Origin of the sequence: Flavobacterium sp. MMS24-S5, assembly GCF_050320125.1 — a bacterium.
GTDB classification, from domain to species: domain Bacteria; phylum Bacteroidota; class Bacteroidia; order Flavobacteriales; family Flavobacteriaceae; genus Flavobacterium; species Flavobacterium tyrosinilyticum.
Genome location: NZ_CP190016.1, coordinates 1 through 12,540, shown reverse-complemented (window position 1 = coordinate 12,540; position 12,540 = coordinate 1). Strand labels below are relative to the sequence as shown.

Annotated in this window: 5 protein-coding genes, 2 tRNA genes, 3 rRNA genes and 1 pseudogene; 6 read left to right on the top strand and 5 right to left on the bottom strand. The window is 39.8% G+C overall.

Annotated features, from left to right (window positions below; all coding sequences use genetic code 11):
- Positions 1-4 precede the first annotated feature (4 nt).
- The 5 genes and pseudogenes from ACPWTF_RS00055 to ACPWTF_RS00035 form a co-directional block, all read right to left on the bottom strand.
- Positions 5-1,090: an efflux RND transporter periplasmic adaptor subunit gene (locus tag ACPWTF_RS00055; protein WP_379800689.1), complete on the bottom strand. Its 1,086-nt coding sequence runs from the start codon at positions 1,088-1,090 to the stop codon at positions 5-7.
- Between the two features lie 12 nt (positions 1,091-1,102).
- Positions 1,103-2,350, bottom strand: a complete 1,248-nt coding sequence (locus ACPWTF_RS00050; RefSeq protein ID WP_427873867.1) for a TolC family protein — start codon at positions 2,348-2,350, stop codon at positions 1,103-1,105.
- 84 nt (positions 2,351-2,434) lie between these two features.
- Positions 2,435-3,796 (bottom strand): ATP-binding protein, encoded by a 1,362-nt coding sequence (locus tag ACPWTF_RS00045; protein ID WP_427873866.1) that lies wholly within the window; start codon positions 3,794-3,796, stop codon positions 2,435-2,437.
- Positions 3,793-4,473, bottom strand: a complete 681-nt coding sequence (locus tag ACPWTF_RS00040; protein ID WP_320495001.1) for a response regulator transcription factor — start codon at positions 4,471-4,473, stop codon at positions 3,793-3,795. The genes ACPWTF_RS00045 and ACPWTF_RS00040 overlap by 4 nt, the downstream gene beginning before the upstream one ends.
- Positions 4,474-4,538: 65 nt before the next feature.
- Positions 4,539-5,628: pseudogene (locus ACPWTF_RS00035) on the bottom strand (M42 family metallopeptidase).
- Positions 5,629-5,709: 81 nt separating this feature from the next.
- On the opposite strand from ACPWTF_RS00035, the gene ACPWTF_RS00030 reads away from it, so the two are divergent.
- The 6 genes from ACPWTF_RS00030 to rrf all read left to right on the top strand — a co-directional run bounded on the left by ACPWTF_RS00030 (position 5,710) and on the right by rrf (position 12,528).
- A complete protein-coding gene (locus tag ACPWTF_RS00030) occupies positions 5,710-6,390 on the top strand; it encodes a DUF4294 domain-containing protein (protein ID WP_248726940.1) in 681 nt (226 codons plus the stop codon).
- Positions 6,391-7,286: 896 nt separating this feature from the next.
- Positions 7,287-8,797, top strand: a 16S ribosomal RNA gene (locus ACPWTF_RS00025).
- A gap of 126 nt (positions 8,798-8,923) precedes the next feature.
- Positions 8,924-8,997: transfer RNA gene (locus ACPWTF_RS00020), tRNA-Ile, on the top strand.
- 90 nt (positions 8,998-9,087) lie between these two features.
- Positions 9,088-9,161: transfer RNA gene (locus tag ACPWTF_RS00015), tRNA-Ala, on the top strand.
- Positions 9,162-9,352: 191 nt separating this feature from the next.
- Positions 9,353-12,239, top strand: a 23S ribosomal RNA gene (locus ACPWTF_RS00010).
- A gap of 179 nt (positions 12,240-12,418) precedes the next feature.
- Positions 12,419-12,528: ribosomal RNA gene (gene rrf, locus ACPWTF_RS00005) — 5S ribosomal RNA — on the top strand.
- Together the 16S, 23S and 5S rRNA genes with 2 tRNA genes alongside form the textbook arrangement of a ribosomal RNA operon.
- Positions 12,529-12,540 lie beyond the last annotated feature (12 nt).

The following is a 12,540-nucleotide window of genomic DNA, read 5'->3' as shown; positions in this document are numbered from 1 at the left end:
GTTCTTAGTTGTTTAAAGCACCATAAATAAATAGCTGATTGTTTGTGATTACTTTTTCATTCTCCTTTAATCCGCTTGAAATGTAAGTAGTATCACCAACAACTCTGTAAACTTCTACTTGTCTTGTTTCTATATTATTACGGTCTTTAAATACCACAACAAAGTTTTTACTTTTATCAAAAACAATTGCTTTACTCGGCACGGCTATCATAGATTGATTTTCATTGAAAGACAATTTAATATTAGCATTCATATCTGGCTTAAGCATATAATCTGGATTGCTTAATTTGATTCTAGCCTGCATTGCTTTAGTTTCTGGATCAATTACATTGTAGATTTTGTCTACTTTTCCTTGAAATACTCTATCTGGGTAGCTTAAAGTAGTTACGGCAGCAGAAGTTCCTAACTTTACTTTATTAATGTCTATTTCATTAATATTGGCCATTGCCCAAACTTCACTAATTTCTGCAATATCAAATATGTTTTCAGAACGATCGTTACGCAAAAGCATATCTTGATTAATGCTTTTTTGAATTATAAAACCGCTTATAGGTGCCGTTACTTCGTAAATAGATCCTGCTTTGATATTGTAAATTTTATATGTTTCTTGAATCTTGCTTAATTGCGATTGCGCTTTATTTACTTCCGATTTCGCTTGGAGGACATCGCTTTCAGAATTTAATTTACCATCAAACAATTCTTGAGCAACTTTTAAATTATTCTTAGCAACAAGCAAATCACTTTTAGCATCTATAGCTTGTTTTTCAAAATCGGCGACATCGGTACTTTTTATCGTTGCCAGAACTTGTCCTTTTTTTACATAATCCCCAAGTTCAACATTTACCTTCATAACATTTCCACCAACTAGCGGGTAAACATCAATCATTTTATTGTTGTCAGCAGTAATTTTTCCGTAAAAACTAAGTTCATTTTTTAACGGCTGAGTTTTAGCTTCGGCGGTTGTAGTGCTTTTTAGCATAGTATTACTTAAAACAAAAGACGTATTTGTTTCAGGATTCTCTACTTGTTTTTTGCAGGCTGTTAGGGATAGACTTGCAATTGCGATTCCTATGAATAATGTATGTTTCATTTCGTTACTGTTTTAAAATAAATCTTTGTTAATGGTACTATTTAATTCTTCGCCGGCTATTACTACTTTTTTCTTTAATTCGTTTAATTGAATTATTGCCTGATTGTAGCTTTCCATAAAATCGGTAAATTCTAAAAGGCTTACATTTCGTTTCTGAAAATTGGTTAGCATTCCATTGTAAACGGCTTCAAAGTCTGAGTTTACCGTTGGCTTAATCACACTGTAGTTTTGTCTCGATTCATCCCATTTTGTCCAAGCCGAAGTAATTTCAGTTTGAAGTTGTAGTTCAAAATTCTGTTTTTCAACCTTAGATTGTTCTAAAATAGTTTGGGCATACTTAATGTTTCCTTTGTTTTTATTCCACAACGGCAACGGAATTCCCACGCTAACATTGGCTTCGTTGTTGAAAGCCCCGCTTCGCTGATCGTAATTGGCTCCTAAAGTAAGATCTGGAATCGCAAGTGATTTCTGCCATTTTACATTCAATTCATTGGCTTCAATCTCTTTTTGTTTTGCTAAATAATCAGGTCGATTTGCAATGGCTTGTTCTTTAAAGCTTTTAAGATCAAAAGCAATAACTTTTAAATATTTATTCGAATCGTCTTTGCTAACAGAAGGAATTACATTTTCAGTTTCATTCAATAGCAGTTTCAAATTAGCTTGTTCATCTATATTATTGTTTATTACTTCCAATCGTTCATTTTTGAAGTTGAGATACAACGATTGCAAACGAACAACATCCTTTAAAGGAATATTCCCTTTTTGAGCTTGAACGGAATAGGAATTGATCAAATTTTCGATATGAGCTAACTGTTTATCCGTGTTTTCAAGGTTTTTGGTATTGTAATAAACGGTGTAAAAGCTTTTACGCAACTGTAGTTTTAAAGTGCGAAGTAAATCATTGAATGAAAGTTCTGCCAATTGCGCATTGGTTTGCGCAAGTTTGATTTCATTGCGCTTTTTACCGCCAAGATAAATAAGTTGCTCAATGCCAAATACTTTTTGTCCCTCTTTGCCTATGTCAAAAAACTTATCTCTTTCGGGGTTATACGCATTCAGTTCGGCTGTTATTACGGGATTTTCCCAAATGCGCGCCTGAATGGCTAGAGCTTTTGAAGCATCGATGTTGTATTGCGATGCCAGCAAGAATAAATTCTTTTTTAAAAATTGGCTTTCACAGTCCTGAAGAGTGACTGTTTTTTGCGCTATTGCAGTCTGATTCAAAACTGCAAATAACAGCAATGCGAATAACTTTTTCATTGTATTGATTTTGAGTTATACAAATATGCTATCAACAGGCTTTAGGGGAGCTTAAAATCTACCTTAAAAATAGCTTAAAAAAGTTTACAATTCGAAAAATAATTGAAATAAATTCGTGTTAATATTTGGAGTTGAGTAGGTTATGTTGGCTTTGTGAACCGTAAGAATGCGCTGAACAATTCGTAACCCAAGTCCAAAGCCAGAAGTTCTTTTTGAATTTTGTCCACGCATAAAAGGCTCAAAAAGATTTTTTTGTTCTTCTTCGTTTAAAGTGTCTCCAGTATTCGAAACGGAAATGATAAGATGGTAATGGTCAGTGCTTATTTTTACTTTTGCCTGTTTATTGTCCGAATAGATGTAGGCATTTTTTAAGATATTAGTTAAAGCAATTTCCAAAAGATTTTTGTTTCCTTTTATTTCCAAAGCAGTATCCAGATCATCACTTTCCTCCATTTCAAAAAGAATAACAAAATCGGGAAATGTTTTGTTGATTTTTTCTATTGAAGAAAATAAAATTTCATCTAGACGTTGAACTTCTATGTTTTCTGTGTTCCTATTGTCGATTTTTGAAAGAATAAGCAGCGAATTAATTAGTTCGCCCAAATGATTAACATCAGCCAATATATTTTTAAGGAAAGAATTATTCTTCGGTTTTAGATCTGGATCAGCAATAGCGTTTTCAATCTGAGAAGTCATTCTAGAAAGCGGTGTTCTTAATTCATGTGAGGCATGAGCAGTAAATTCCTTCTGTTTTTGATACGAAACTTCAATTCGATCCATCATAAAATTAAACTCATCGGCAAGCAAATCGACTTCATTTTTGGTGCTGTTGGATGCAATTCTGGTATCGAGATTATTTTCGTTAATGTTTTTTATTTTTTGATGAAAAGCCAGAAGCGGATTCATCGCTTTTCTAACCATAAAAGAGGTTAATAACCAGCAGATCGTAGTAAAGAAAATATACGAAACAACTAATGTGTATCTTAAAAAAAGTAATTTCTTTTTGCCATAATCATCAGTTGCTGATATCAAAGCATAAAAGTCCTTGTCGTTTGTATCATAAAAAACGCCATAGACTTCATAATCTCCTTGTTGCTTAAAAAAAGTTTTATTCTTTTTTAAATATTTCAAGTCTTCAACCGACCAATTAATTTTGGCATCGTCAATACTGCTATAGATTAGCTTATAATTAGAATCGAAAACTAACGTCTTCTCGTCATATAATTTATTGATAGAATTTTGATCTATTATTTTTAAAAGCTGGTTATCGATCTGTTTGACATTCACCAATAATTTGATGTTCGATAAAGCTTTAATTTCTAATCGATCACGGAACTCTTCTTTTCTATAATTAGAATACAAAATGAATATCACTGTAGATGCCAGCCCGAAAAGGATGGTAAACAGTAAACTTACTAAAAGTGATATTCTATTTTTTAATGTCATTCCTGATCGCTTAGATAATAGCCGTAGCCAACCTTGGTACGGATAAGTTTTATTTCGTGATCCTTGTCTATTTTCTTTCTCAAAAAGTTAATATAAACTTCAATAGTATTTTGATTGGTTTCAATATGGTAGTCCCAAAGTTTTTCAGCAATAAATTGTTTCGAAAGCACTTTTCCTTTGGCATGAGCCAAAATTAAAATCAACTTAAATTCTTTCGGAGTAAGTTTAATTTCTTCATTAGATCTAAAGACCTTCATATCTTCTTCAAAAATTTCTAAATCTTTGATTGCAATTTTACTTTCTATCTGCTGCGGGACTTCTTTTCGTCTTAAAAGAGATTGTACTCTAGCGTATAATTCTTCAAAATGAAATGGTTTAACCAAATAATCATCTGCGCCGCTATCAAAAGAAGATAGCTTGTCTTCGATTTCACTAAAAGCAGTCAGCATGATTATTGGCGTTTTATTATCAATTTTGCGAATGCCTTTGCAAACTTCTATTCCGTTTAATCCAGGAACATTGATGTCAAGAATAATCAAATCGTATTCGTAAGGAAAATATTTCTTCAGCAATAACGAACCATCATAATAAGGAACACACTCGAACTTCTTAGAGGTAAAGAATGCTGAGATTTCTTTAGACAAAGTAAAATCGTCTTCGAGTAGTAGTATTTTCATTCTTGAAGGAAATTTATAAATTCGGCCATTTTGAGAAACAGCCGAATTTAATATAAGGTATTGTTTTAATTGAAATAAGAGAACGTCTCATTGTTCTCAATCTTCTGTAATGACTCATAAATCAATTGAATAACATTTTCAACATCCTCTCTATGAACCATTTCTACAGTTGTATGCATGTAACGCAATGGAAGCGAAATCAATGCAGAAGGAACACCTCCATTGCTATAAGCAAAAGCATCAGTATCTGTCCCTGTAGCACGAGAAGTAGCATGTCTCTGAAAAGGAATTTTGTTTTCTTCGGCAGTATCTACAATCAAATCGCGAAGTTTATTCTGAATAGCAGGAGAGTACCCAATAACAGGCAGCTTTCCCCATTTTAAGGTCGCCTTCCACTTTTTTATCAATCATTGGAGTAGTGGTGTCATGGCAAACATCGGTTACAATCGCAACATTTGGTTTTATTCTATGTGCGATCATTTCGGCACCGCGAAGACCAATTTCCTCCTGAACAGAATTTACAATATATAAACCAAAAGGAAGGGTTTTATTGTTTTCTTTTAATAAACGAGCAACTTCAGCAATCATAAAACCGCCCATTCTATTGTCGATCGCACGGCAGACAAATTTGTTTTCGTTCAAAATCATAAATTCATCCGGATAAGTAATAACACATCCAACATGAACGCCTAAAGCTTCAACTTGCTCTTTGTTTTCGCAACCTAAATCAATAAAAATATTGCTTAGTTTAGGAATCTCTTCCTTGTCGCGCAAACGAGTATGAATTGCAGGCCATCCAAAAACGCCTTTAACAATTCCGTTTTTAGTATGAATATTGACTCTTTTAGAAGGAGCAATCTGATGATCAGAACCACCATTTCTAATAACATATATTAAACCATCTTCCGTAATATAATTTACATACCACGAAATTTCATCAGCATGCCCCTCAATAACCACTTTATAGGGCGCGTCAGGATTGATTACTCCCACAGCAGTTCCGTAAGTATCCGTTATAAAAGTGTCAACATAAGGTTTTAAATACTCCATCCAAAGTTTTTGGCCTTCACTTTCGTAACCAGTAGGAGAAGCGTTATTTAGGTAGCTTTCTAAGAATGCTATAGAAGTATCATTTAAGATAGAATTTGTGCTCATAAAAATATTTTTCTGCTAAAATATAAATTTGGTATTAGAGTTGTGTATAAATATATAATTTTACACTTAAATTATGATTCAATGAGATTAACCACCTTTTTATTTATACTCTTAGTTTGTTTTTCTTCTAAAGCCCAAGTTACTCCCAAAGAGAACGAACAAATGGGATATATATTAACAGAGAAAGATTCTATTTTAGGCGACACCATTCAATTGCCAGAAATAATTATTTCAAAAGGACAGAAGATGAGTCCAGAAGAAATGAAACAATTTCAAATTCTTCAAAATAGAGTTTATAAAGTTTATCCTTATGCAAAATTGGCTGCAGAACGATTAACGGCATTGAATAACGGAATGGCGCGTTTGAAAACCAACCGTGAAAAAAAGAAGTATTTCAAAATTGTAGAAGATTATCTAAATAATGAATTTGAAGAAAGGCTTAAAAAACTTTCTAGAAAACAAGGACAGATATTAGTAAAACTAGTCCACCGCCAAACAGGAATTACAACGTACGAACTCATAAAAACACTAAAAAGCGGATTCAAAGCCTTCGTTTCGAATACCACCGCCAATTTGTTTGATATTAGTTTAAAGGAAGAATACAAACCCTACGATGTAAATGAAGACTATTTGATAGAAACCATTTTGGTAAGAGCATTTGAATCTGGCCGATTGACAAATCAAAAGCCAGCCAATCCTCTGAATTATGAAGATCTAGCCGAAAAGTGGCAGCAAAAAGCAAAAGATCTAAATAAGAAATAAGTATACATATATATAAGGTATATAAACCCGACAGTTTTTTAAAATCTGTCGGGTTTGTTTTTGTACATATATATAAGTAGAAAACTTAGATTGTATGGCTGAGCGAAGTCGAAGCCTTTTATACAATATATAATAAGGAGCTTAGTCCCGCTATCCGTTCCAATCTTTTGTGCCGAACCCCGGCACAAAAGGATTTCCACTTCTATCGGGCTAGGGCACCGGTTTCCAGAAGAAAAACCAGCACCAAAAAGAAACTTTGCGTCTCTGTGCCTTTGCGAGATTAAATAAAATCCAGCTTTGAGCCCTAGCGCCTTTGTGGCGGAATACCCCAAAGAGAAGCAAAACGAAGAAAAAACGTACAGGAAAATGAAAAAAGTTAAAATGTAAACCACCCGTTATTAGAATGTTAAGAAAAACATCGAAAAAATATCAAAAAAACTCTTTGAAAAAGCTTGTTTAACTGGAAAAAGGTTCTACTTTTGCACCCGCAACAGCGAATGCGTTCATCGAAATACTGGCAGGAAAGGAGAATCAGGCGAAAAGAAATTTTCAAAAAAAAGATTCGAAAAAGCTTGCGAGATTTGAAAATGCTTTCTACATTTGCACCCCGCAAAACACGGAAAGTTCATTGATAGATTGGAAGGGAAATTAAAGAAAACGGGATTGAAAAAATCTCAAAAAAACTTTAAATTTTTCTTGCAGGAAACAAAAAGAAGTTTTAGTTTTGCACCCGCTTTGAAACACAGGCGAAACACAAAAAGAAGACACGTTCGTAGACATATTGAATTGACAGCCGTTTTAAGAGAGATCTTAAAACAAAAAGAATAAGAGCAGTAGAGTCGGAAGATTCGAAAAGAACCGATAGGAAAAGCATCGATTATATAATATTAAAATATACGATGAAGAGTTTGATCCTGGCTCAGGATGAACGCTAGCGGCAGGCTTAACACATGCAAGTCGAGGGGTATAAGTCTTCGGATTTAGAGACCGGCGCACGGGTGCGTAACGCGTATGCAATCTGCCTTTCACAGAGGGATAGCCCAGAGAAATTTGGATTAATACCTCATAGCATTATAAGATGGCATCATTTTATAATTAAAGTCACAACGGTGAAAGATGAGCATGCGTCCCATTAGCTAGTTGGTAAGGTAACGGCTTACCAAGGCAACGATGGGTAGGGCCTGAGAGGGAGATCCCCCACACTGGTACTGAGACACGGACCAGACTCCTACGGGAGGCAGCAGTGAGGAATATTGGTCAATGGGCGCAAGCCTGAACCAGCCATGCCGCGTGCAGGATGACGGTCGCTATGGATTGTAAACTGCTTTTGCACAGGAAGAAACACTCCGACGTGTCGGAGCTTGACGGTACTGTGAGAATAAGGATCGGCTAACTCCGTGCCAGCAGCCGCGGTAATACGGAGGATCCAAGCGTTATCCGGAATCATTGGGTTTAAAGCGGCCCGTAGGCGGTCTTGTAAGTCAGTGGTGAAAGCCCATCGCTCAACGGTGGAACGGCCATTGATACTGCAGGACTTGAATTATTGGGAAGTAACTAGAATATGTAGTGTAGCGGTGAAATGCTTAGAGATTACATGGAATACCAATTGCGAAGGCAGGTTACTACCAATGGATTGACGCTGATGGACGAAAGCGTGGGTAGCGAACAGGATTAGATACCCTGGTAGTCCACGCCGTAAACGATGGATACTAGCTGTTGGGAGCGATCTCAGTGGCTAAGCGAAAGTGATAAGTATCCCACCTGGGGAGTACGAACGCAAGTTTGAAACTCAAAGGAATTGACGGGCGGCACAAGCGGTGGAGCATGTGGTTTAATTCGATGATACGCGAGGAACCTTACCAAGGCTTAAATGCAGACTGACCGATTTGGAAACAGATCTTTCGCAAGACAGTTTACAAGGTGCTGCATGGTTGTCGTCAGCTCGTGCCGTGAGGTGTCAGGTTAAGTCCTATAACGAGCGCAACCCCTGTTGTTAGTTGCCAGCGAGTCAAGTCGGGAACTCTAACAAGACTGCCAGTGCAAACTGTGAGGAAGGTGGGGATGACGTCAAATCATCACGGCCCTTACGCCTTGGGCTACACACGTGCTACAATGGCCGGTACAGAGAGCAGCCACCTCGCGAGGGGGAGCGAATCTATAAAGCCGGTCACAGTTCGGATCGGAGTCTGCAACTCGACTCCGTGAAGCTGGAATCGCTAGTAATCGGATATCAGCCATGATCCGGTGAATACGTTCCCGGGCCTTGTACACACCGCCCGTCAAGCCATGGAAGCTGGGGGTGCCTGAAGTCGGTGACCGCAAGGAGCTGCCTAGGGTAAAACTGGTAACTAGGGCTAAGTCGTAACAAGGTAGCCGTACCGGAAGGTGCGGCTGGAACACCTCCTTTCTAGAGCCCCAAGTGTTAGCTGAAAAGCACGCTGGGGAAATAAGATGCCGGACTAGAGGTTTGGAATCTGAGATTGTATTGCTCTTGCTGTTAATTTAAAAAAATGATAAAAATTAAGTAAAACAGAGTCTCGTAGCTCAGCTGGTTAGAGTACTACACTGATAATGTAGGGGTCGGCAGTTCGAGTCTGCCCGGGACTACTATTTGACTTAAAAAAAGGAAATTTTAGAGGTTGAGGCCTTATGAGAAATAATTCATAACTCATAACTAATAACTCATCACTAAAAAATGGGGGATTAGCTCAGCTGGCTAGAGCGCCTGCCTTGCACGCAGGAGGTCAACGGTTCGACTCCGTTATTCTCCACAAAAAAGTACAAAGATGATAGTACAAAGTATCAAGACAGTAGTCTTAATACTTCATACAAAAATCTTAATACTTATTAAAGTTCATTGACATATTGAGATAAGAAAATAATAAGAAAGTAGAAAGCGTTTTTTGCAATTTATTGCAAAAGACAAAACAAAAACGGTCTTGTTTTAATTGGCAAGATTGGTGCAATAAGCAAAATAAGGGCGCATGGGGAATGCCTAGGCTCTCAGAGGCGATGAAGGACGTGATAAGCTGCGAAAAGCTGCGGGGACTGGCACACACAGATTGATCCGCAGATATCCGAATGGGGCAACCCGCTATGTTGAAGACATAGCACACCGATAGGTGGGCAAACCCGCTGAACTGAAACATCTAAGTAGGCGGAGGAGAAGAAAACAAAAGTGATTCCGTAAGTAGTGGCGAGCGAACGCGGATTAGCCCAAACCATTTATGTTACGGCATAGGTGGGGTTGTACGGACCGCGACATTTCATGTGCAAGGAACCGGAAGCTTCTGGAAAGGAGCGCCACAGAGGGTGACAGCCCCGTATGGGTAACGAGCATAATGGATAGCGGTATCCTGAGTAGGGCGGGGCACGTGAAACCCTGTCTGAATTTGGCGGGACCATCCGCTAAGGCTAAATACTCCTGAGAGACCGATAGTGAACCAGTACCGTGAGGGAAAGGTGAAAAGAACCGTGAATAACGGAGTGAAATAGATCCTGAAACCATGCGCTTACAAGCGGTCGGAGCCCTTTCGTGGGGTGACGGCGTGCCTTTTGCATAATGAGCCTACGAGTTAACGCTGCTGGCAAGGATAAGTGGTTAAGCCATGGATCCGCAGCGAAAGCGAGTCTGAATAGGGCGCTTTAGTCAGTAGTGTTAGACGCGAAACCGTGTGATCTACCCATGGGCAGGTTGAAGCTGTGGTAACACACAGTGGATGAGCCGAACCGGTTGACGTTGAAAAGTCTTCGGATGACCTGTGGGTAGGGGTGAAAGGCCAATCAAACTCGGAAATAGCTCGTACTCCCCGAAATGCATTTAGGTGCAGCGTTATTTTAGTTATATAGAGGTAGAGCTACTGATTGGATGCGGGGGCTTCACCGCCTACCAATTCCTGACAAACTCCGAATGCTATATAATGATTGATAACAGTGAGGGCTTGGGTGCTAAGCTGCAAGTCCGAGAGGGAAAGAACCCAGACCATCAGCTAAGGTCCCCAAATATATGCTAAGTTGAAAGAACGAGGTTTGTCTGCCCAGACAGCTAGGATGTTGGCTTGGAAGCAGCCATTCATTTAAAGAGTGCGTAACAGCTCACTAGTCGAGCGGACGAGCATGGATAATAATCGGGCATAAGCATATTACCGAAGCTATGGATTTGCAAGCAATTGCAAGTGGTAGGGGAGCATTCTGACAGGGCTGAAGGTGTTTCGTAAGGGATGCTGAACCGGTCAGAAAAGAAAATGTAGGCATAAGTAACGATAATGCGGGCGAGAAACCCGCACACCGAAAAACTAAGGTTTCCACAGCTATGCTAATCAGCTGTGGGTTAGTCTGAACCTAAGGCGAACCCGAAAGGGACAGTCGATGGCCAACGGGTTAATATTCCCGTACTTCTTATTGCTGTGATGGGGTGACGGAGTGATGAAAGCGCCGCGAACTGACGGAATAGTTCGTTAAAGCACCTAGCTATAGGGTCTCTAGGCAAATCCGGAGATCTTGGTGAAATGCGATAGTACTCGGAGTCTTCGGACAAAGAGATAGTGCGCCTAAGGGCTTCCAAGAAAAACCTCTAAACTTCAGGCAGTAAGAACCAGTACCGTAAACCGACACAGGTAGTTGAGGAGAGAATCCTAAGGTGCTCGAGAGATTCATGGCTAAGGAATTAGGCAAAATAGACCTGTAACTTCGGGAGAAAGGTCGCCCCGAGCAATCGGGGCCGCAGTGAAGAGCTGCCCAGGCGACTGTTTATCAAAAACACAGGGCTCTGCAAAATCGTAAGATGAAGTATAGGGCCTGACACCTGCCCGGTGCTGGAAGGTTAAGAGGAGATGTTATCTTCGGAGAAGCATTGAATTGAAGCCCCAGTAAACGGCGGCCGTAACTATAACGGTCCTAAGGTAGCGAAATTCCTTGTCGGGTAAGTTCCGACCTGCACGAATGGTGTAACGATCTGGACACTGTCTCAGCCATGAGCTCGGTGAAATTGTAGTAACGGTGAAGATGCCGTTTACCCGCAGTGGGACGAAAAGACCCTGTGCACCTTTACTATAGCTTAGTATTGACCTTGGATAAATGATGTGTAGGATAGGTTGGAGACTATGAAGCGGCGTCGCCAGGCGTTGTGGAGTCATTGTTGAAATACAACCCTTTGTTTATCTGAGGCCTAACCCCGCAATGTGGGGGACAGTGCTTGGTGGGTAGTTTGACTGGGGTGGTCGCCTCCAAAAGAGTAACGGAGGCTTCTAAAGGTTCCCTCAGTACGCTTGGTAACCGTGCGTAGAGTGCAATGGCATAAGGGAGCTTGACTGAGAGACATACAGGTCGATCAGGTACGAAAGTAGAGCATAGTGATCCGGTGGTTCCGCATGGAAAGGCCATCGCTCAAAGGATAAAAGGTACGCCGGGGATAACAGGCTGATCTCCCCCAAGAGCTCATATCGACGGGGGGGTTTGGCACCTCGATGTCGGCTCGTCACATCCTGGGGCTGGAGAAAGTGCCCAAGGGTTGGGCTGTTCGCCCATTAAAGTGGCACGCGAGCTGGGTTCAGAACGTCGTGAGACAGTTCGGTCTCTATCTACTGCGGGCGTTAGAAATTTGAGTGGATCTGCTTCTGAGTACGAGAGGCCGAATTGGACAAACCTCTAGTGTATCTGTTGTCCCGCCAGGGGCACCGCAGAGTAGCTACGTTTGGAAGGGATAAGCGCTGAAAGCATATAAGCGCGAAACCCACCACAAGATGAGATTTCTTTTAAGGATCGTGGAAGATGACCACGTTGATAGGCTACAGATGTAAAGGCAGTAATGTCATAGTCGAGTAGTACTAATAATCCGTAAGCTTATGCACAAACTTTTCCCCCCGAGCAATCGGGAGGAAACTTTCTAAAAAATCATATTTGTTTCTTTATCTCAGTATGTTAAAATATTATTCTAATTATTAATTGCAGATTGCCACCCGAGGCGATAGCCGAACGGAGCGAAGCTAATTATTAATTGGAAAGATTGCCCAAAGCAATTGCAACTTCTTAAGGTGGTTATTGCGGCGGGGCTCACCTCTTCCCATCCCGAACAGAGAAGTTAAGCCCGCCTGCGCAGATGGTACTGCAGTTTTGTGGGAGAGTATGTCGTCGCCTTTCTTTTGAAAACCC

What these genes read in the sequence shown, in the direction of transcription:
- ACPWTF_RS00055 (WP_379800689.1), bottom strand. Translation starts at nt 1,090, where the DNA reads ATGAAACATACATTATTCATAGGAATCGCAATTGCAAGTCTATCCCTA.
- ACPWTF_RS00050 (WP_427873867.1), bottom strand. Translation starts at nt 2,350, where the DNA reads ATGAAAAAGTTATTCGCATTGCTGTTATTTGCAGTTTTGAATCAGACT.
- ACPWTF_RS00045 (WP_427873866.1), bottom strand. Translation starts at nt 3,796, where the DNA reads ATGACATTAAAAAATAGAATATCACTTTTAGTAAGTTTACTGTTTACC.
- ACPWTF_RS00040 (WP_320495001.1), bottom strand. Translation starts at nt 4,473, where the DNA reads ATGAAAATACTACTACTCGAAGACGATTTTACTTTGTCTAAAGAAATC.
- ACPWTF_RS00030 (WP_248726940.1), top strand. Translation starts at nt 5,710, where the DNA reads ATGAGATTAACCACCTTTTTATTTATACTCTTAGTTTGTTTTTCTTCT.